The sequence below is a fragment of the Serratia sp. Nf2 genome (assembly GCF_003028435.1).
Lineage (GTDB): Bacteria > Pseudomonadota > Gammaproteobacteria > Enterobacterales > Enterobacteriaceae > Serratia > Serratia marcescens_L.
On record NZ_PYTW01000001.1, the window covers coordinates 655016 to 675024 of the forward strand.

The 20009-nt window shown below is 57.8% G+C and carries 19 protein-coding genes; 8 read left to right on the top strand and 11 right to left on the bottom strand.

Annotated elements, in window-relative coordinates; translation table 11 throughout:
* Positions 1–34 precede the first annotated feature (34 nt).
* The 10 genes from C9411_RS03130 to flhD form a co-directional block, all read right to left on the bottom strand.
* Positions 35–1084: a chemotaxis response regulator protein-glutamate methylesterase gene (locus C9411_RS03130; RefSeq protein WP_063990269.1), complete on the bottom strand. Its 1050-nt coding sequence runs from the start codon at positions 1082–1084 to the stop codon at positions 35–37.
* Positions 1084–1956, bottom strand: a complete 873-nt coding sequence (gene cheR, locus C9411_RS03135; RefSeq protein ID WP_025159837.1) for a protein-glutamate O-methyltransferase CheR — start codon at positions 1954–1956, stop codon at positions 1084–1086. The genes C9411_RS03130 and cheR overlap by 1 nt, the downstream gene beginning before the upstream one ends.
* 37 nt (positions 1957–1993) lie before the next feature.
* The gene (locus tag C9411_RS03140; RefSeq protein WP_107226382.1) at positions 1994–3610 is read right to left on the bottom strand and encodes a methyl-accepting chemotaxis protein; all 1617 of its coding nucleotides are present in this window, start codon (positions 3608–3610) and stop codon (positions 1994–1996) included.
* Positions 3611–3686: 76 nt separating this feature from the next.
* Positions 3687–5357 (bottom strand): methyl-accepting chemotaxis protein, encoded by a 1671-nt coding sequence (gene tsr, locus C9411_RS03145; RefSeq protein ID WP_063990271.1) that lies wholly within the window; start codon positions 5355–5357, stop codon positions 3687–3689.
* A 195-nt stretch (positions 5358–5552) separates the two neighbouring features.
* Complete coding sequence (gene cheW / locus C9411_RS03150) at positions 5553–6053, bottom strand: chemotaxis protein CheW (protein ID WP_025303271.1); 501 nt, start codon at positions 6051–6053, stop codon at positions 5553–5555.
* Positions 6054–6085: 32 nt separating this feature from the next.
* The gene (gene cheA / locus C9411_RS03155) at positions 6086–8101 is read right to left on the bottom strand and encodes a chemotaxis protein CheA (protein ID WP_063990272.1); all 2016 of its coding nucleotides are present in this window, start codon (positions 8099–8101) and stop codon (positions 6086–6088) included.
* Positions 8098–9174, bottom strand: a complete 1077-nt coding sequence (gene motB / locus C9411_RS03160) for a flagellar motor protein MotB (RefSeq protein WP_107226383.1) — start codon at positions 9172–9174, stop codon at positions 8098–8100. The genes cheA and motB overlap by 4 nt, the downstream gene beginning before the upstream one ends.
* On the bottom strand, positions 9171–10061 hold the full coding sequence (gene motA, locus C9411_RS03165; RefSeq protein ID WP_015378266.1) for a flagellar motor stator protein MotA: 891 nt from the start codon (positions 10059–10061) through the stop codon (positions 9171–9173). Before motA ends, motB begins: the two co-directional genes overlap by 4 nt.
* A 145-nt stretch (positions 10062–10206) precedes the next feature.
* The gene (flhC, locus tag C9411_RS03170) at positions 10207–10791 is read right to left on the bottom strand and encodes a flagellar transcriptional regulator FlhC (RefSeq protein WP_016927281.1); all 585 of its coding nucleotides are present in this window, start codon (positions 10789–10791) and stop codon (positions 10207–10209) included.
* Positions 10791–11141 (bottom strand): flagellar transcriptional regulator FlhD, encoded by a 351-nt coding sequence (flhD, locus tag C9411_RS03175; RefSeq protein WP_004934891.1) that lies wholly within the window; start codon positions 11139–11141, stop codon positions 10791–10793. Before flhD ends, flhC begins: the two co-directional genes overlap by 1 nt.
* A gap of 821 nt (positions 11142–11962) precedes the next feature.
* Between flhD and C9411_RS25475 the strand changes: the two genes are divergently transcribed.
* From C9411_RS25475 to C9411_RS03190, 4 genes are all read left to right on the top strand, one after another.
* On the top strand, positions 11963–12259 hold the full coding sequence (locus tag C9411_RS25475) for a hypothetical protein (protein ID WP_146158850.1): 297 nt from the start codon (positions 11963–11965) through the stop codon (positions 12257–12259).
* A gap of 229 nt (positions 12260–12488) precedes the next feature.
* Positions 12489–12704 (top strand): transcription modulator YdgT, encoded by a 216-nt coding sequence (gene ydgT, locus C9411_RS03180; protein WP_004934895.1) that lies wholly within the window; start codon positions 12489–12491, stop codon positions 12702–12704.
* Positions 12705–12901: 197 nt separating this feature from the next.
* Entirely contained in the window at positions 12902–13321 is a 420-nt protein-coding gene (uspC, locus tag C9411_RS03185) for a universal stress protein UspC (protein WP_063990274.1), read from the top strand.
* An 85-nt stretch (positions 13322–13406) separates the two neighbouring features.
* Entirely contained in the window at positions 13407–14438 is a 1032-nt protein-coding gene (locus C9411_RS03190; protein WP_107226384.1) for an NADP-dependent oxidoreductase, read from the top strand.
* A gap of 34 nt (positions 14439–14472) precedes the next feature.
* On the opposite strand, the gene pcp is transcribed toward C9411_RS03190, so the two are convergent.
* Positions 14473–15120 carry a pyroglutamyl-peptidase I gene (gene pcp, locus C9411_RS03195; RefSeq protein ID WP_063990366.1) on the bottom strand — a complete coding sequence of 216 codons (648 nt, stop codon included), beginning with the start codon at positions 15118–15120 and terminating at the stop codon, positions 14473–14475.
* 97 nt (positions 15121–15217) lie between these two features.
* Between pcp and C9411_RS03200 the strand changes: the two genes are divergently transcribed.
* The 4 genes from C9411_RS03200 (at position 15218) to C9411_RS03215 (ending at position 20004) form a co-directional block, all read left to right on the top strand.
* Positions 15218–16150 carry a LysR family transcriptional regulator gene (locus C9411_RS03200; RefSeq protein WP_107226385.1) on the top strand — a complete coding sequence of 311 codons (933 nt, stop codon included), beginning with the start codon at positions 15218–15220 and terminating at the stop codon, positions 16148–16150.
* A 512-nt stretch (positions 16151–16662) separates the two neighbouring features.
* Entirely contained in the window at positions 16663–19002 is a 2340-nt protein-coding gene (locus C9411_RS03205) for a type VI secretion system Vgr family protein (protein ID WP_107226386.1), read from the top strand.
* A gap of 10 nt (positions 19003–19012) precedes the next feature.
* Positions 19013–19402: a DUF3592 domain-containing protein gene (locus tag C9411_RS03210; protein ID WP_004934914.1), complete on the top strand. Its 390-nt coding sequence runs from the start codon at positions 19013–19015 to the stop codon at positions 19400–19402.
* A 101-nt stretch (positions 19403–19503) separates the two neighbouring features.
* The gene (locus C9411_RS03215) at positions 19504–20004 is read left to right on the top strand and encodes a hypothetical protein (RefSeq protein WP_107226387.1); all 501 of its coding nucleotides are present in this window, start codon (positions 19504–19506) and stop codon (positions 20002–20004) included.
* Positions 20005–20009 lie beyond the last annotated feature (5 nt).

A 20009-nucleotide genomic window follows, 5' to 3' on the forward strand; every position in this document is an offset into this window, starting at 1 on the left:
CATATCGCCGCCGGGTAAACCCTGCGGACTAAAATCAAATGCGCAATGCCTGGCCGCCGGAAATCTGCGCCAACATGCGCTGGCTCATCCTGTCCAACTCGACCACTTCGCTGACGCCGCCGCTGGCGATCGCCTCGCGCGGCATGCCGAACACCACACAGCTCGCCTCGTTCTGCGCCAGGGTATACGCCCCGGCGCGGTGCATCTCCAGCATCCCTGCCGCGCCGTCGTTGCCCATGCCGGTGAGGATCACCCCCACCGCATTGCGGCCGGCATATTGCGCCACCGAACGGAACAACACATCGACAGACGGACGATGGCGGTTGACCGCCGGGCCGTCATGCAGCTTCACCTGATAGTTGGCACCGCTGCGCGCCAGCTCCAGGTGGCGGTCCCCCGGCGCGATGTAGGCGTGGCCCGGCAGCACGCGCTCGCCGTCCTCCGCTTCTTTCACCGTGATCTGACACAGCTTGTTCAGCCGCTCGGCGAACGAACGGGTGAAACCGGGCGGCATGTGCTGGGTGATCAGCAGCGCCGGGCTGGTCGCCGGCAGCGGCTGCAGCACCTGGCGGATCGCTTCGGTGCCGCCGGTGGAAGCGCCGATGGCGATCAGTTTTTCACTGCTCAGCAGCGGCGCGTGGCTGAGGATCGCCGGCGCAGGGCTGTTGGAACGCTGCGGCAGGCGCGCCTTGGCAGCGGTGCGGATCTTCTCGGCAATCAGCTCGCTGTAGGCCAACATGCCTTCGCGAATGCCGAGCTGCGGTTTGGTCACAAAGTCCACCGCGCCCAGCTCCAGCGCACGCAGCGTGATCTCAGACCCTTTGCCGGTCAGCGAAGAGACCATCACCACCGGCATCGGCCGCAGGCGCATCAGCTTCTCGAGGAAATCCAGCCCGTCCATGCGTGGCATCTCGACGTCCAGCGTCAGCACCTGAGGATTAAATTTTTTGATCAGATCGCGCGCCACCAACGGATCCGGCGCGGTCGCCACCATCTCCATGTCGGCGTGGCCGTTCACGATTTCCGTCATCAGTTGGCGCATCAGTGCCGAATCGTCTACGCATAACACTCTGATTTTACTCATTACCTCTCCTTGGTCAGCCCATACACGGTCTGCCCACGCAAGTAGAAATCCCGGCTGATTTGGCTGAAATTCTCGGAGTGGCCGGCGAACATCAGCCCCCCCGGCTTAAGTAAGGGAACGAAGCGGCGCAGGATGCGCTCCTGCGTCGCCTTATCGAAATAGATCATGACGTTGCGGCAAAAAATGGCGTCGAATTGCCCCGGCAGCGCCCACTCCGGCGCCAGCAGGTTCAGCGGCTGGAAGTTCACCCGCGCCGCCAGTTCCGGCCGCACGCGCACCAGCCCCTGATGCGGCCCGGTGCCGCGCAGGAAATAGCGCTGCATTTGGGTCGGCGTCAGGGTGCGCAGATCTTCCTGGCGGTAAACGCCCGCCTCCGCTTTTTCCAGCACCTGCGTATCGATGTCGCTGGCCCAGACCTGGCAACTGCCGGCCCGCTGGCCCAATGCATCGCTCAACGTGATGGCGATCGAATACGGTTCTTCGCCGGTCGAGGCCGCGGTGCTCCAGACGCTGTAGCCGTTCGGCCGCGAGCGCGCGTGTTCCGCCAGGATCGGGAAGTGATGCGCCTCGCGGAAAAAGGCCGTCAGGTTGGTGGTTAGCGCGTTGATGAACGCCTGCCACTCCGCGCTGTTCGGGTCGCTTTCCAGCAGCGCCAGATAGTCGCCGAAATCGTGCAATCCCAACAGCCGCAAACGGCGCACCAGGCGGTTGTAAACCATCTCGCGCTTATGCTCCGCCAGCACGATACCGGCGCGTTGATAAATCAACTGGCTGATACGGCGAAAATGCACGTCCGACAGCGGCAGGCGCTGCACCATTTGCGTCAACATCGACGCAGTATCCCGGTTAGAAGTTGACGGCGCCTGTTTCATGCCACCTCACCGGGGAAAAACGTGCTGCTTATGCGGTTTAACAATCTTGGGCTTCCTTTACCACAGGTGAAACTGCGTTGCTGCTGTTACCTGGCGCGACGAAGTTATCGTCCGCCAGACGGAATACCGCGACCGCGTCGGCCAGGGTAATAGCCTGCTCTTCCAGCGCGGTGGCGGCAGAAGCGGACTCTTCCACCAGCGCGGCGTTCTGCTGGGTGACCTGATCCATCTGGGTCACCGCCTGCGTCACCTGCTCGATGCCGCGGCTCTGTTCATCCGAAGCCGACGCGATCTCGCCCATGATGTCGGTCACGCGGGTCACCGAACGCACGATGTCCTGCATGGTGGCGCCGGAGTTTTCCACCAGCACCGAGCCGTGTTTGACGCGGCTGACCGATTCATCGATCAGCCCCTTGATCTCTTTCGCCGCCTGCGCGCTGCGGCTCGCCAGGTTGCGCACTTCGCCGGCAACCACGGCGAAACCGCGCCCCTGTTCGCCGGCGCGCGCCGCTTCCACCGCCGCATTGAGCGCCAGAATGTTGGTCTGGAAGGCGATGCCGTCAATCACGCTGGTGATGGCGCCGATTTTCTGCGAACTGTTGGCGATGTCGTGCATGGTGGTCACCACGTCGCCGGCCAGTTCGCCGCCCTTGGCCGCGGTGGCCGAGGCGTCACGCGCCAGCTGAGAAGCCTGCCGCGCATTGTCGGCGTTCTGTTTCACCGTGGCGGTCAGCTGTTCCATGCTGGCGGCGGTTTCTTCCAGCGAAGCGGCCTGCTGCTCGGTGCGGGAAGAGAGATCGTTATTGCCTTCGGAGATCTCCTGCAGGCCGATCAGAATCGACTCCGCGCCGTCGCGCACGGCGCCGACGGTGCCGATCAGCGACTGCTGCGTGCGTTGCAGGCTGGCGAACAGCATGCTGATTTCATTGCGGCCATACACCTGAATCGGCGTCGCCAAATCGCCGGCGGCGATGCGTTCAAAGTGGCTGCGGATTTGGTTCAGCGGCTGTACCAGCATGGTGCGTAACCACCACATGGCGCTGCCGGTCACCACGATCAGCATCAAGACCGCCCCCGCCAGCATCAGGCCCGCCAGCGTGAAGGAGAACTGGTTGGCGTCTCTGGCTTCGCTGATGTCGCCGTTGACCAACTGCAGGTACTGCACGAAGTCGGCTTCGAACAGGTCCTGGGTTTTCTGCGTCGGCTGGTCCATAAATGCCTGCAGCTCCCCTTTCTCCAGGAAGTCGATCAGCTCACGCAGCGCGCCGCGCAGCCGCTCGTAGCTGGCCTTGGTGGTTGCCGTCTGCTGACGCTGTTGCTCACTGCTGCGCTCAACCGCCATGAACTGATTGAAATAGAGATCGGCCTTCTGCAGCGAACTGCGGGCGCTACTCATCAATTCGTTCACCTGCTCCTGTGGCAGTTTCAGCGCCGCACGGGTGCCGGCGCGGTTCAGCGTATTGCGCGCCTGCAACAGCGACACCCAGCTCAGGCTGAGCGAATCGCGCTGCTGGCTGCCAAGGGTGATGATGTCGAGGTTGTGGTTATCGGAACGAAACGCGGAATACGACAGGCCGCTGCTAGCCAACTGCAGAACGCAGAAGGTCATCAACAACAGGAACAAGCTGGTAGAGATACGGATTCGGTTAAACACTGTGAACCTCCTTGCAGCCGGCCGGCGACCGGCCTACGTAGGGAAAAGGGCCTCTGCGAGAGAGGCCCGATACCGGTCAGAACGTTTCCCAGTTATCCTGCAGATCGCTGGCGTTCATTTTCTTATGATTGATTACCGGTGTTACCGTCGCCTTGCTGGTGACAGGCGCTTTAAACTCTTCCTGGCCTTCCGGCCTCAGGCGGAATACCGCCACCGACTGGGTCAGCATGCTGGCCTGTTCTTCCAGCGCCGCCGCCGCCGAGGCGGATTCTTCCACCAACGAGGCGTTCTGCTGGGTCACGCGGTCCATTTCCGCTACCGCCTGGCCAACCTGATCGATACCGCGGCTCTGTTCGTCAGAAGCCGAGGCGATTTCGCCCATGATGTCGGTCACGCGGGTAACGGCATTGACGATGTCGCCCATGGTTTCGCCGGCGCTCTCGACCAATACGGAACCCATATCGACGCGGCTGACCGAGTCTTCGATCAAGCCTTTGATCTCTTTGGCCGCCTGTGCGCTGCGCTGCGCCAGGTTGCGCACTTCACCGGCCACCACCGCGAAGCCGCGGCCCTGCTCGCCGGCACGCGCCGCTTCCACCGCGGCGTTCAACGCCAGGATGTTGGTCTGGAAGGCGATGCCGTCGATCACGCCGGTGATATCGGCGATTTTCTGCGAGCTGCCGGCGATGTCGTGCATGGTCTGCACCACGTTGGCCACGACTTTGCCGCCTTTCTGCGCGGTTTCGGAGGCGCTCAGCGCCAGCTGTGAAGCCTGACGGGCGTTTTCGGCGTTCTGTTTTACCGTGGCGGTCAGTTGCTCCATGCTGGCGGCGGTCTCTTCCAGCGAAGCGGCCTGCTGCTCGGTGCGGGAGGAGAGATCGTTGTTGCCCGCGGCGATTTCCGACGCGCCGCTGTAGATGGCGTCCGCGCCCTGACGCACGCCGCTGACGGTTTCGATCAGTTCGCTTTGCATGTGTTTCAGGCTGGCCGCCAGCACGCCCATTTCGTTGCGGCTGGTGACGACGATCTGCTGAGTCAGGTCGCCGGCGGCGATCTGTTTGATGTGGTCAATCATGCGGTTCAGCGGACGCACCAGGATATGATGGATGCCGGTCCAAACGAGCACGATCACGGCCAACACGACCAGCAACACGATCACCAGCGTCCAAATGGCCGAGGAGAACGACTTGTTGCTGTCTTCTACCGCGCCTTGGTACAGCTTGTCGTTTTGTGCCAGGTAGGTGTTGTAGATCTGCTCGAAGCCGTCCTGATAGCTTTGTGTCGGTTGATCGAAGAAAGCATTGATTTTGCCTTCGCCCAACAGCTGAATCAGTTCGGTCAAAGCACCGTGCAAGATGTCATACTGTTGCTTGAGCTTTTCCGCGGACTGCGCGTCCTGACGCGGATCGAGAGGAATTTTTTCATAGGCGGCGTAATGCTGTTCCGCAACCGTCAGCATGCTCTTCGCCGAAGTCAACAGATCGGTGACGCTGGCACCGCTGCCGATTTTGTTGGTATCCATCATGTAACGAATACCCGCTCGGTTCAGGGTATTACGAGTCTGCAGCAGGTTGACCCAGCTTTCGTTCAGTTCAGACTGCTGCTGACGAATCGTCTGCAGTACGGCAAAGTTCTCTTTATCATTCTTGAGCGAGGAGAAAAAGAGTCCGCCCGAAATCAACTGCAAGGCGCCAAACAACACCAACACCAGCAACAGGCTGGTGACCACCTTCATACGATTTAACATGATTTCCCTTGTTGAAGCCCGCGCAGACAGGCTCTGATGACGTTGAATGTGAGAGTTATCGGCGCCGTGCGGCAAAACTTTATGCGGGAAAGTAACTATTTTTAGTGGGGGTTCCGGGCGCGGCCTGCGGCGTCGCAACAGGTCAGGAAGAGTGATGGATGAAGGGGGCAGCGCCCTGCCCCCTGGGGTCATGAATCAGACGCTTTTCGCCACGCTGTCGACCAGCGACATCTCTTCGCTGCTCAGCAGCTTTTCGATATCCACCAGGATCAGCATGCGCTCGCCCAGCGAACCGAGACCGGTGAGGTATTCGGTCGCCAGCGTCACCGCGAACTCCGGCGCCGGGCGGATCTGCTCGGCAGTCAGCGACAACACGTCCGAAACGCCATCGACCACGATGCCCACCACGCGCTGGCCAAAGTTCAGCACGATCACCACGGTGTTTTCATCGTAAGACACGCTTTGCTGCGAGAATTTCACCCGCAGATCGATGATCGGGACAATCACGCCGCGCAGGTTGGTAACACCCTTGATGAACGCCGGCGTGTTGGCGATGCGGGTCACCTGATCGTAGCCGCGAATTTCCTGCACCTTGAGGATATCGATGCCGTACTCCTCGTTGCCCAGGGTAAAAATCAGAAACTCTTGCCCTACCGTTTCGCCAGCCAATTTGCTGACGGCTGCCAATCCTGCCATATCATTCACCTTTTAAATCAATAAACTCATTATTATGCGGCGGCGTCCGTCAGACGCTTTTCACGGTTCAAGGTTTGCAACGCCGAGACATCGACGATCAAGGCCACGCTGCCGTCGCCCAAAATGGTCGCGGCGGAGATGCCCGGCACTTTGCGGTAGTTGCTTTCCAGATTCTTCACCACCACCTGATGCTGGCCAATCAGCTGATCCACCAGCAACGCATAGCGGCGGCCGGCGCTTTGCAGGATAACGACGATGCCCTGCGTGGCGTCGGTTTTGGCGCCGTCCACTTCAAATACCCGATACAGCTCCACCAGCGGCAGGTATTCGCCGCGTACCTGCAGCACGCGTTCGCCCCCGGCCAACGGATGCAGATCTTCCGCCTGCGGCTGCAGCGATTCCATCACCGCGTTCAGCGGCAGGATAAAGACTTCGTCGTTCACCTTGACCGACATGCCGTCGAGGATCGCCAGCGTCAGCGGCAGCAGGATGCGGATGGTGGTGCCTTTACCGGCCTGCGAACGGATCTCGACGTGGCCGCCCATCTCCTGAATATTCCGTTTCACCACGTCCATGCCGACGCCGCGGCCGGAAACGTCGGTCACCTGCTCGGCGGTGGAGAAGCCCGGCGCGAAGATCAGCATGCCGACCTCTTCGTCGCTCATGCTCTCGCTCACCGCCAGCCCTTGCGATGCGGCCTTGGCGAGAATTTTTTCGCGGTTCAGACCGGCGCCGTCGTCGATGACTTCAATACAGATGTTGCCGCCCTGGTGTTCGGCCGACAGCACCAGATTGCCCACCGCCGACTTGCCGGCGGCGATGCGGGTGGCCGGCTCTTCGATACCGTGATCGAGGCTGTTGCGCACCAGGTGCGTCAACGGATCGATAATGCGTTCGATCAGGCTCTTGTCCAGTTCGGTCGAGCTGCCTTGCAGCGTCAGCTCCACCTGTTTGTTCAGCTTGCCGGCCAGATCGCGCACCAGACGCGGATAGCGGCTGAAGACGTATTCCATCGGCATCATGCGGATCGACATCACCGATTCCTGCAGATCGCGCGCGTTACGCTCCAGCTGGCTCATGCTGTTCAGCAGATCGCCGTGGTTCACCGGATCGAGCGTGCCGGAGCGCTGCGCCAGCATCGACTGGGTGATCACCAGCTCGCCCACCAGGTTGATCAGCTGATCCACTTTTTCCACCGCCACACGAATGCTGGTGGACTCGCTCGCCTTGGCGCGCGCTTTTGGCGCTTCCCCCGCTGCGGCGGCCGGTTTGGCGGCAGGCGGCGCGGCGTTCGTGGCCGACGCTGGCTCCGGCGCGGCGACCGCTGCCGGTAAGCTCGCTTCTGCAATGGCCGGTTCGCTTTGCGTCGGCGTCGAGAAGCTGATTTGTTCCGGTTCCAGCACGAAGCACAAAACGGCGCTGATGTCGTCTTCGCTGGCGGAGGTGAGCAACGTCACGTCCAGACTGTGTTCCGTCTGATGAGGATCTTTAACCTCGCCCAGGTTGCCCAGCTCTTCCAACATCAAGGGGATTTCACTGGCTTTCAGCCCGTTCAGGCTGATGCGCATGCCGCCTTCGATCGCCGCCGGCGCAGCAGCCGGCTTCTCGACAGGCAGCTGAACGGCCGGTTGAGCCGCAGGCGCCTCCTGCTGCTGTTGCGCCTCCAACGCCAGCTGGCGCAGCGCCTGGCAAATGTATTCAAAGCTTTCGGCGTCAGGCTGTTGCGAGGTTTTATAGGCGTCCAGTTGCTCCTGCATAATGTCTTTGGTTTCCAGAAACAGGTTGATAATCTCGGTGCTCAGGCTCATTTCCTGGCGTCTTGCACCGTCCAGCAGGTTCTCCAGCAGGTGGGTGGTTTCCTGCAGCACCGAAAAGCCAAAGGTCGCCGCACCGCCCTTGATCGAGTGCGCCGCACGGAAGATGGCGTTCAACGGCTCGATATCGGGGGCCAGCGGATCCAGCTCCAGCAGGTGTTGCTCCATGTCGGCCAGCAACTCGTCCGCCTCATCAAAGAAGGTCTGATAAAAATCGCTAATGTCCATGCTCACGGGGTCACCTCTGGCTGTGAGTCGCGGTTAGTCGGTGCGGGTGCGGCCGCCGGTTGCTCCGGCGCTTGGCCGGTCGGGGCTATCGCCGGGGATGCCTGCGATTGGGAGACGGGATCCGTCGCCGGCGGCATAGCTTGTTCGGTCGGCGTTACCGCCTGGGGTTCCGGCGTTTGGCTGGCCGGCGCAGTCGCCGACGGCGCCAGCTGTTTCAGGCTGTCCGGCTGGGCGATATCCATCGCGTTGCTTTCGGCATTTTCATGTTCGATGCCTTCTTGCGTTTGCTTATTCAGCACCAGCACGGTGATGCGACGGTTAATCGCGTCATCGGCGCCGTGCTGTTTCAGGCTCATGGTGGCCGCCATGCCCACCACCCGCAACACCTTGCCTTCCGCCAGGCCGCCGGCGATCAGCTCGCGTCGGGAGGCGTTGGCGCGATCGGCCGACAGTTCCCAGTTGCTGTAGCCGCGCTCGCCGGTGGCGTAAGGGATATCATCGGTGTGGCCGGACAGGCTGATCTTGTTCGGCAAATCGTTGAGGATCGGCGCTATCGCCCGCAGAATATCGCGCATATAGCTCTCGACTTGCGCGCTGCCGGTTTTGAACATCGGCCGGTTTTGGCTATCGATAATCTGAATGCGCAACCCCTCGTCCATCATGTTGATCAGCAGATGCGGGCGCAGCGCCTTCAGGCGCGGATCGGACTCAATCAACTCATCCAGCTTTTCGCGCAGCTTGTTCAGGCGCAGCTCTTCGGCGCGCTTGTCCGGCGAATCGACCTGCTTTCTCACCAGGCCGTGCTGCTGAGTAGGATCGTCGCCGCCGCCCGGGATCGGGCTGCTTTCGGAACTGCTCTTGTCGCCGCTGGTCAGAGCGACCTTGAGCGGCGTGCGGAAATATTCGGCGATTTGCGTCAGCTCCTGCGGGCTGGCGATCGCCAGCAGCCACATCACCAGGAAGAACGCCATCATCGCCGTCATAAAGTCGGCATAAGCGATCTTCCAGGAGCCGCCGTGATGGGCGGCATGATGCGACTTGCGCTTTCTGACCAGAACGACCGGATGATTCTGTTTCATGCTTCTTCTTCTTCCGTCGCCTGCTGCGCCGGCGCTTTCACGCGGCGCACGTGTTCTTCCAGCTCAACGAAAGAAGGACGTTCGGTGGTATACAGCGTTTTACGGCCAAACTCGACCGCGATCTGCGGCGCGTAACCGTTCAGGCTCGACAGCAGCGTGACCTTGATGCACTGCATCATCTTGACGTTTTCGGCGCTCTTCTGGCGCAGCAACGTGGCCAGCGGCGAGATGAAGCCGTAGGCCAGGAGAATACCGAGGAAAGTACCGACCATGGCGTTAGCGATCAGCGCGCCCAGTTCCGCAGCCGGCCGATCGGCCGAAGCCAGGGCGTGCACCACCCCCATCACCGCCGCGACGATACCGAACGCAGGCAAGGAGTCGCCTACCATCGCCAGGCTGCCGGCGGGCACTTCACTTTCCTGCTCGTAGGTTTCGATCTCTTCGTCCATCAGCGCTTCGATCTCGAACGCATTCATATTGCCGCTCACCATCAGCCGTAAATAGTCGGTAATGAACTCCACCAGGGTGTTATCGGCAAGGATGCGCGGATAATTAGAGAAAATTTCACTTTCTTGCGGATTATCAATATCGAATTCGAGCGACAGCATGCCCTGCTGGCGCGATTTGGCCAGCAGGCGGAACAACAGCGCCATCAGATCCATATACAGATCTTTGTTGTATTTGGAACGGCGCATCAGCCGCGGCAGCGCGCGCAGCGTGGCTTTGATCGCCTTGCCGTTGTTGCCGACGATGAAGGCCCCGACCCCCGCCCCGCCGATAATCAGAAATTCCGCCGGCTGATACAACGCACCGAGATGACCGCCCACGATCAGGTAGCCGCCAAACACCGCACCCAATACCACGAGATAACCCAAAATAACTAGCACACGCATTCCTTAAATTAACAATGTGGATGGAAGGTGGGGCAAACGCGCCCTGGCGCGACAGACCAGGCTGCATGTCTGGGGGCGGCATGCCGCCCCTGCGTATCACACGTCGGTATTCATTGCCGAGAGCCGGCAATGTGGCGGCTCAAATGGCGCGTTTGACCTGCTCGTCCAGCAGTTGAGGAATAATATCGGCCAGTTGCGGCGAAAGTTTACGTCTTTTTACGGCGCGGGATGGGGGTTGGCATAAACTGCAGATGAAACCATTCAGCGGCTGATGCGCATGAGTGATAAATGCGCCGCCACAGCAGCTGCAGGCAGAGAGCTGCAACATGCCGCTATCGACGAAGCGCACCAGCGTCCAGGCACGGGTCAGCGCCAGCAACGGCGCCTCGCCGGCCTGCTGCGGACACTGCTCGAGATAGAGGCGATAGGCTTTGATCACGGCCTCCACCCCGCTGCACTGCCCGCTTTTCATCAGAAACAGGTAGGCGTTGTAAAACATCGACGAGTGAATATTTTGTTCCCAGGTCATAAACCAGTCGGTTGAGAACGGTAACATTCCTTTTGGCGGCGGGCTGCCGCGTAACTCCTTGTAAAGTTTAATCAAGCGCCCACGGCTGAGCTGAGTTTCGCTCTCCAGCATCTGCAATCGGGCTCCCAGCGAAATCAGCTCCATGGCGAGCTGAATGTCCTTGGCTTCTTGAACGATACTTTTCTCAACCATCATCAGGCTCTTTTCTTCGTCGGGCTAGCGTCTTTACTCGATAGCTCTTGCAGTAAATGGCTTGATAGCAAAATGCCGGTATGGATTTGTTGCAGATCGTCGACGCGCGACTCTTTGGTCAGGCGTTCGATGGTCTGGCTTTCGTTAAAGCGGAAGTGGCAAACCAGCTGGTTGGTCTCGGCCAGCTTAACCATTTGCGGCAAAGTCAGCTGTGCCAGCGCATCGGCCATGGTTTCATCAATACCAAGGCGGAACATCGCGGACGCTTTTTCATCGTTAATCAAACGCTGTGCTAAAAGTAAATATGACAGATTGATGTCATAAATATGCTTAAGTAATTCAGACGTACCCATATTCCCCATCCCGACAGACTATGTTTAAAAACATACGCTGGGTGATAAATTTTATCGCCCGTGACTTGGGTTGTTTCCCAAAGTTGGCAAATTAATCGCTCAAAAACGACTGCTATAATTTTCGACAATCGCTAAATTCGACCACTGTTCAGTATTTGCTACGAGCGTAAACCAACGTGTATGGATGTACAGCATTCTGCTTCGATAGTGTTTAGTCACCATGAAACTATTTTTACAAATTTAATAAGATTATTCCTAAAGCAGCGCAACTCTACCCCCGAACCATTAGCACACACAATGTAAGTGAGAGGCAATTTTAAATACAATGTGACATAGATCACAAAAATAAAAAATAATTAAGCCAAATACACCCAAATACGCTCACTTATTGACCGTCATTTTGCTCATAAAATAACCATAGGTAAAAAAACGTCTTAAAAACAATGTTTATGCGCCAAAAAATTATCTTTTTTAGATCAATTCGAACAAAAGCATCACCAAACCAAAATAACAGAACAAAAATCTGCATATAGGCAACAAACTCAGTATAAATAACCATTTGAGTTACTGAAAAATATCCAAGCTGAAAAATAACCAATGTAAACTATGAGGTTATTAGCTATCGGATTTGACTTAAGCCCTCAGCCTGAGGCTGTTCTAATTTTCAACATCAGGTGATTAAGGCTTATCAATGATTCGTAGGCGTAGTGAACAAGCTAACAGACGTAACGATATGTTTCCGTATTAGCACGATGCAAGAATATTTTTTCTGAGTTAAATTCCCCCAAAACGCCATATCGGCAGAAATTCATAAAACTTTAATGCTTTTTATTTCTTTTTCTGTTGCCGTTATAATTATTCCCCAGGTGAATAAATTATTAACCAGCCCCCCATTCCCCTCCCTTCATCGCGATAAAATAAAACGCAGTTTTGTTTTACTCTTCATATTTCTCCATCGAGAAAAACGGCTTTTCAACGCAAGCGGCGGCAACAAACACCGCGTAATGCCGTTGCGCCTCTTAGGGCAGGTGAAGAAAACGCCGCAAAACGACGGCGCGAACTTGCGCGCAGCAGGAACCGCGGTGCTTCTGCCGCCATCCCGTGCAGCCTCGCTCTGAGACTTTCCCTATTTCTTCATTTATCAGCAGGATGAGATTGCTGACGGCGCACGGGCATATTATGATTTATCAAAGCGCCGCCACGGGCGGCGCGACATCATTACCCAGTGCAATTTATCTACTTGAAATGATTTTTGTCAGGTCGTACATCGCTGCCTCGACGGCGCCGCCGTGAGCCGCCGATGTGTTATTCACCCGGCTTTAACTATTAACAGGCTATATTTTAATCATGACTGATACGCTCGAATATCTGCTGACATTCCGTAAATGCTCCTCTTTGGACAGCCTGGAGAAGGTGTACGACAAACTGAACTACTCCATTGAAAACGATACGGAAATGAGCAATATGTACCGTGCCGCCGACCACCGTCGCGCCGAGTTGGTGGCCGGTAAACTGTTCGATCTGGGCAAGGTGCCGAAAACGCTGTGGGCGCAGGTGCTTTAATTCAGTGAAATTACGTGCGGCAACGGTTTTATCTTTTATTGCTATATAACCGGGGCAAATTCGGCTTTTATTGCCGCGCGTGATGCGAAACACATTTATTACCCTCGCCAGGTTCTACCCTTTATCCGACGCAGTACTTCCACCAAGGCCGCCGATGCGGCAGCCTGAAACACGATGGATACAACAAGGAGTAGGATATGGGGTATCAAAACGTTCTGGTCACCGTCGCCGTTGCCCCTGACAGCCACCGCCTGGTGGAAAAGGCCGTCTCCATCGTTCGCCCTTACGGCGGCAGCATCACCTTGTTAAGCACCCTCGCCAACCCGGAAATGTACAATAATTTCGCCGGGCCGATGCTGGGCGATTTACGCTCGTTGATGGAGGAGGAAACCCGGTTGTTTATGGAAGAACTGCGTCAACGCGCCGGTTACCCGATCGCCAATACGTTGATCGTGCACGGCGAGCTGGGTGACAGCCTGGAATACGCCAGCCGCCGTCAGCCGTTCGACCTCCTGCTGTGCGGCAATCATCGTGACGGCATGATGAATAAGGTCTCCTGTTCCGCCGCCCGCTTTATCAATATCAGCCATATCGACGTGCTGATCGTTCCGCTCTAAGGCTAAGCACATTCGGTAACGTTGCCTTGCCGCCCCTGAACTAGGCTTAACGAATCTTGTTTGTCGCAACGCAAAGGAGCTTTCGATGTCCCCTTCTCAACAGAACCGCCGCTTCCTGCTGGCTTCGCGTCCGCACGGTGAACCGACGGCGGCGAACTTCCGTCTCGACACTGTCCCCGTGCCACAGCCCGGCGCCGGGCAGCTGGTGCTGCGTACCGTTTATCTGTCGCTGGATCCTTATATGCGCGGGCGCATGAGCGATGCCCCTTCCTACGCGCCGCCGGTCGAGATCGGTCAGGTGATGGTGGGCGGCACGGTATCGCGCGTCGCGGTCTCACAGCATCCCGACTTCAACGTCGGCGATTGGGTGTTGGGTTATGACGGCTGGCAAGATTATGCCCTGTCCGACGGTAGCGGCCTGCGCAACCTCGGCCCGCACCTGCCGCATCCTTCCCGCCTGCTGGGCGTGCTGGGCATGCCGGGGTTTACCGCTTACATGGGGCTGCTCGATATCGGTCAACCGCAGGCGGGTGAAACGCTGGTGGTGGCTGCCGCCAGCGGTGCAGTCGGTTCAGTGGTCGGCCAAATCGGGAAGCTGAAAGGCTGCCGCGTCGTCGGCGTTGCCGGCGGGGCGGAAAAATGCCGCTATGTGGTGGAAGAGTTGGGTTTCGACGCCTGTATCGATCACCGCGCCCCTGACTTTGCCGAACAGCTGGCGTCCGCCTGCCCTAAAGGCATCGACATCTATTACGAAAACGTCGGTGGGGCGGTGTTCGACGCCGTACTGCCGCTGTTGAACGCCAAAGCCCGCATTCCGGTATGCGGCATCATCGCCCATTACAATGCCACCGGGTTACCTGCGGGGCCGGACCGCTTGCCGCTGCTGGAAGGGCTGATCCTGCGCAAACGCATCCGTATGCAGGGCTTTATCATCTTCGACGACTACGGCTCACGCTTTGATGAGTTCCTGCAACAAATGAGCATCTGGGTCGAACAGGGGAAAATCAAGTTCCGCGAGGACATCGTCGACGGACTGGAGCAGGCGCCGCAGGCGTTTATCGGCCTGCTGCAGGGCAAAAACTTCGGCAAACTGGTGATCCGCGTCGCCGATGAATAACCCGTAGCAGGGCGTGGCGTACCACGCCCTGCTGTTAATGTACGGCACCGTCGCCGAATCGCACATCTTCCTCGACCGTCAGCGTCACCTGCACAATAGTGCGCACCGCTTCCACCATCGTCGCCAGCGCCATACTCGGCTTGCCCGGATGCGCTGCCGCCAGTGCATGGCTGTACGGAATATGCACGAATCCGCCCCTGACCCTCGCGTGCTGCGTCTCGAGATAGTGCCGCAGACCGTAAAAAATATGGTTGCAGTTATAGGTACCTGCCGTATAAGAGACCGCCGCCGGGATCCCCTGTCGGCGCAGCTGCTGCACTGCGGCCTTGACCGGCAACGTGCTGAAATACCCCACCGGCCCGCCGGCCACCACCGGTATGTCGACCGGCTGTTTACCGGCATTGTCGGGAATGCGGGCATCGATCAAATTGATGGCCACCCGTTCCAACGATATCTCGGCCCGGCCGCCGGCCAGGCCCAGACAAATCACCGCCAGCGGCTGCAGCGCCTCAATCGCCGCGATCAATTGCTGATTGGCCTCGCCCAACACGCAAGGTAGCTCGAGCACCGCGATCTCCGCGCTGGCGATACGCTCACCGGCCAACGCCTGCGCAATCTGCCAGGAAGGATTCACCGCATCGCCATCGAACGGCTCAATGCCGGTGATCAAGACTTTGTTCATCATTTCCCCTGATTGAAGGCTAAATTCGTATGCTACCAGCCTAAAGAACGCAGTATGATTCCGGAAATGGATTATCTGTATATAGAGTATTCATAAAATGAATTTAGCCAACGTCGATCTCAACTTGCTGGTGGTGTTCGAGGCGCTATATCAGACGCGCAACGTCACCGCCGCAGGCCGGCGTCTTAACCGCGCCCAGCCCTCCGTCAGCAATGCCTTGGCACGGCTGCGCACGCTGCTGAACGATCCGCTGTTTGTTCGCAGCGGCGGCGGCATGGCGCCTACGCCGCGCGCCCATCAGCTTATGCCGCAAATACAGCAGGTGCTTGAACAGATCCATCTGGCGTTGGCGCCCCCTGCCCGTTTCGACCCGGCCACCGCCGGGCAGCGGCGTTTTACGCTGGCAGCCGGCGACTATGCCGATATCCTGCTGCTGCCCGCTATCATCCGTCGGTTACGTCAGGCAGCACCCGGCATCGATATTCGCGTTTCGCGCCTGGATCGCCACAATATTTACCGGCAACTGGATCGCGGCGAGGTGGATATCGCGCTGGGAGGACACCTTTCCGGAGCGGAAAGCCACTATGTGCGCACGTTGTTTGAAGAACATCTGGTGTGTATCGCCAGCCGTTCACACCCACAGTTGGCGGATGGCCGCTGGGATCTGGCACGCTACCTCAGCCTGCCGCATGGGCTGTACGCACCGGCAGACGACGGCTCTGCCCGAGGGTTGGTCGACCGACGCCTGGCGGAAATCGGCGGTCAACGGCGCGTCGCCGTGACCTTTTCACATATTGCCGCTCTGCCGGCCGTGGTCGCCGACAGCGATCTGATCGCCACCCTGGCCGCCAGCGCGGCCCGGCATTTTTCCGATCCGCAACGCGTACGCATTCTCCCGCTGCCTGACGAGTTGGCCATCGCGCCTTTCCCCATTGAGCTGATCGCCGGCCGGCAGGCGCAACGCGACCCGGCGTTAATCTGGCTCTGTGAGCTGATAGGCCAACTCCCCTTCGCCGCCTCCTCACGTTAACGACGGCATACGCTGCATTTTCAACCGTTCAAACGCCTGTTCCCGGGCCCGTCGGTGGGCGCTGGGACGCCCACCAAATAGGAATCATCCGAATTAACATTCGCCAAATTTATATATTTGATCATCTTTAACTGGCAAATGGTAAGGATAAAAAACAGTCAGTGACTTTTTTTACGTAAAAAAAGAGTTGTTTTATAAACACGTTGACTTAAGTGTTACATATTTATTTTTTGGTATTACCAATTTTCCAATAATTTGAGATAAAAAACGATCTACCCGTATCTATATGTTTTAGGTGATAAAAAACAAGATCGTGAGCAAGTTAACGAATTGAGCATTGATCCACAAGGCTATTTTGCAAATGCAGAGCTCTATTGTAGACTGCACAAATCGTGCCTTTGTGTAAACTTTGTTAAATCTTTCGTCAGTTCCTGTCTCCATTCGTGACAGATACGCCATCGGGATCGCGCGTCAATTCTCGTGCGGTAGCTATGCCTAAAGCGGGGAATAGTATGGATCGTCTTATCATTGCGCACACACCTTTGCCCTCCCATCAGCTGTTGTTCAGAAGCCTTTCCGGCGAGGAAAAACTGGCCGGATTGTTCGAATTCGACGTCGAACTGCTCAGTCCTGACAATCGGCTCGATCTGAAAGCGCTGCTGGGACAAAAAATCACGCTGGAGCTGCGGGGCAATCCGCTGGCACCGCGTTATCTCAACGGCAATATCACGCGCATGACCCTCTCAGGACGAGAAGCCGGCGGCAACCGTTACTATATCTACCGCGCCGTGCTGCGCCCCACGCTGTGGTATCTAACGCAAAACCGCGATTTTCGCATCTACCAGGAAAAGACCGTTCCCGACATCCTGACTCAGGTGCTGGGGCAGTATCAGGTGAAAATCGATAACCGCCTGAGTTACGACTACCGTATCTGGGGGTACTGCGTGCAGTACCAGGAGAGCGATTTCGATTTCATTAGTCGCCTGATGGAACACGAAGGCATCTATTACTATTTCACGCACCAACAAGACGGCCATACGCTGGTGCTGGCTGACGCGCCGTCGGCACATCAGGAACTCGCCGGCTACGCCAGCATTCCCTATCAGCTCGCGGAAGGCGGCCTGGTGGAAAACAAAGACAGCATCAACAGCTGGAGCGTTTCTGACGCCATCACGCCCAGCCTCTATAGCCTGGATGACTACGATTTTCGCAAGCCGCGCGCGCGGTTGTTGGAGGCCCGGCAAAATCCCGCCTCGTTCGCGCAGGACAAAGCCGAGGTGTTCGACTGGCCCGGCCGTTATACCGATCACGCCCACGGCCAGTTTTACGTCAAGGTTCGCCAGCAGGAGTTCGAAGCGCAGCACGAGCAGATGAGCGGCGAAGGCAATTCGCAGGGCATTGCACCCGGCTACCGTTTTCAACTGACCCAGGCGCCGCGTATGGAAGACAACCGCACCTACCTGGTGGTCAGCGCGCATTACTTCATGCAGGAAAACAGCTACGCCAGCAACGATAACGATGTTGGCGAGCAGCGAACCGAATTTCAGGTCGTTCCGGCGGACATCAATTGGCGCCCGGCGCGCACCACGCCCTGGCCGAAAACCCATGGCCCGCAAACTGCCGAAGTGGTAGGACCGGAAGGGGAAAGCATCTGGACCGATAAATATGGCCGGGTGAAACTCAAATTCCGTTGGGATCGCCACGGCAGCGGCAATGAAACCAGCTCCTGCTGGGTGCGCGTCTCCAGCGCCTGGGCCGGCTGGAAATACGGCGGGATCCAGATCCCGCGCGTGGGTGAGGAAGTGGTGGTCGACTTTATCAACGGCGATCCGGATCGCCCTATCATCACCGGCCGCGTTTACAACGAAGACAGCATGCCGCCGTGGGATCTGCCCGGCGACGCCACTAAAATGGGCTTTATGAGCCGCAGTAAAGGCGGCGGTGCCGACAACGCCAGCTTTCTGTTCCTGGAAGACTCGCCCGGCAACGAATCGTTCGACATGCATGCCGAACGCAACATGAACATGACGGTGGAGAACGACAAGAACGTCAATATTGACGGCAGTCGCACCACCACCATCGGGCGCCAGCAGGACGACACCGTCACCGGCGACGCCACGTTCCTGTACAAAGCGAAACGCACGACTACCGTCAATGGGCTTGAAACCGCCAACCTGAACGCTCACCAGACGGTGAACATCAAAGGCGGCCGCGACCTGACGATTATCGACGGCGGCGATAAAATCGACATCACCGGCAATCAGACCTTCAAGCTTGACGGCGCGCAGACGCAAAACATTACGCAAACCCAGCATGTCACGGTGAAAGGCAACCAGACCCTCGACATTACCGAAGGGCAACAGACCAGCACCATCAAGCAGGGGCAGACGGTCAACATCACCTCCGGAGGCCAGCACACCACCATCACCGCCGGCGGGCAAATTCTGACGATTGAAGCGGGCGGTCAGACGGCCACCGTGACCGGGGATGTCACCGAAACCTACAACAACAACCAGAACACGACAATAACCGGCACGCTGACCATCAAGGCGAAAACCATCGATATCACCAGCGCGGACGGCGTCTCGGTGCAAACACCGAGCTGGAAAGATAACTGCCACGGTTGGAAATGGGTCGCGACCGGGGCCAACTTTGCCTTCTACGGATCCAATCTTTCGTTGACGGCAACCAGCCTGAAACACACGATGCTGGATATCTCGCACAACCCGCTGTCGATCAGCAAAACCAATTTCAAGCTCAGTAATGATCCCATGACGTTCACTCAGCTTGGCGCGCTGGTCACCAACGGCGCCTTACGGTTGAGCACCAAGGCGCTGGCGATCTTCTTGTAAAGGGACTCCCATGTCGAAGGCCAAAAATGTTTTCACCGTTATCGGTTTGATTTTATTGGCTCCCATCCTCAGCCTGGTGGGCTTTTTCAAATTTATCACGGTCGATATCTGGGGCTATTTCAAACATATCGGTTCGTCCCTCAGCGTGATGGAGAACGGTATTTCCGCCTCAGGGCAAATCGTCAGCATTCGCCAGACCAACCTGTGGGATGGGAATCGGCCGGTCTGCGAAGTCGAAGTCAAGTACATCGCCCAAGACGGAAAAAACCATACGGCGGTGGCGAAAGGCCCGATCAGCGTCGTGGATTTGCCGCGTTATCAGCCGGGCCATTTCATCGCGATAAAGTACGACCCGAAGAACCCAAAAAAAGCGGTGATCGAAGAGCTTTCGCGACTTTGAGCGAAAACGATCCCTTCAACCACGCGATCCGATTTCAACGTTCCGCAAACGGCTTACCGTTCATCAGTTCGCTAAATCACCTTGCATAAGGAAGTGTCACGATGGGCGCGTTCATTGCCTTTTCGACGCAGGACAGCCTCTGGGGGCAAATCCTGTTTACCTTCTTTGGCATCCTGGTTGGCTGCGTATTGCTCGCCGCGATCGGCAAAACCTTTTTGTCGGCAAGCCGAGCGGCCGCGTTGCCTGTACGGTTGCTGATCTTTGTCGCGCTGATGCTGGCGCTGCTGAAATACAACCAGCAGGTGATGTCTGCGGTGAATGCCCCCGCAGAACTGATCGGTTTCCTGATTTTGCCCGGTTTTTTGATGGGTTACCTGGGTGCGGCGCCCACCGGCAGACTGGCGCTGGCGATAGAGCTGCCCTGTTTTGCAGCGCTCGCCGCGCTGTTGATTCTGGCCACCGCCGGCGTCGGTTTTTTTGCGCCCTATCATCTGGAGAGCGTCGGCCAATTTACCGCCAAGGCGATCGCCGCGGCGTTGTCCGTGGCCGCCGTGCTGTTGGTTCGCGGAATAAACGGGAAGGACAGCGCACTGTCCTCTTGATCATC

Bases quoted from the DNA above. Each gene is read 5' to 3' on its own strand.
- uspC (WP_063990274.1), top strand. From the start codon at position 12,902: ATGGGGTATCAAAACGTTCTGGTCACCGTCGCCGTTGCCCCTGACAGC.
- C9411_RS03190 (WP_107226384.1), top strand. From the start codon at position 13,407: ATGTCCCCTTCTCAACAGAACCGCCGCTTCCTGCTGGCTTCGCGTCCG.
- motB (WP_107226383.1), bottom strand. From the start codon at position 9,174: ATGAAACAGAATCATCCGGTCGTTCTGGTCAGAAAGCGCAAGTCGCAT.
- C9411_RS03215 (WP_107226387.1), top strand. From the start codon at position 19,504: ATGGGCGCGTTCATTGCCTTTTCGACGCAGGACAGCCTCTGGGGGCAA.
- ydgT (WP_004934895.1), top strand. From the start codon at position 12,489: ATGACTGATACGCTCGAATATCTGCTGACATTCCGTAAATGCTCCTCT.
- C9411_RS25475 (WP_146158850.1), top strand. From the start codon at position 11,963: ATGCTTTTTATTTCTTTTTCTGTTGCCGTTATAATTATTCCCCAGGTG.
- pcp (WP_063990366.1), bottom strand. From the start codon at position 15,120: ATGAACAAAGTCTTGATCACCGGCATTGAGCCGTTCGATGGCGATGCG.
- cheW (WP_025303271.1), bottom strand. From the start codon at position 6,053: ATGGCAGGATTGGCAGCCGTCAGCAAATTGGCTGGCGAAACGGTAGGG.
- C9411_RS03130 (WP_063990269.1), bottom strand. From the start codon at position 1,084: ATGAGTAAAATCAGAGTGTTATGCGTAGACGATTCGGCACTGATGCGC.
- cheR (WP_025159837.1), bottom strand. From the start codon at position 1,956: ATGAAACAGGCGCCGTCAACTTCTAACCGGGATACTGCGTCGATGTTG.
- C9411_RS03205 (WP_107226386.1), top strand. From the start codon at position 16,663: ATGGATCGTCTTATCATTGCGCACACACCTTTGCCCTCCCATCAGCTG.
- flhC (WP_016927281.1), bottom strand. From the start codon at position 10,791: ATGATGGTTGAGAAAAGTATCGTTCAAGAAGCCAAGGACATTCAGCTC.
- C9411_RS03200 (WP_107226385.1), top strand. From the start codon at position 15,218: ATGAATTTAGCCAACGTCGATCTCAACTTGCTGGTGGTGTTCGAGGCG.
- C9411_RS03210 (WP_004934914.1), top strand. From the start codon at position 19,013: ATGTCGAAGGCCAAAAATGTTTTCACCGTTATCGGTTTGATTTTATTG.
- flhD (WP_004934891.1), bottom strand. From the start codon at position 11,141: ATGGGTACGTCTGAATTACTTAAGCATATTTATGACATCAATCTGTCA.
- tsr (WP_063990271.1), bottom strand. From the start codon at position 5,357: ATGTTAAATCGTATGAAGGTGGTCACCAGCCTGTTGCTGGTGTTGGTG.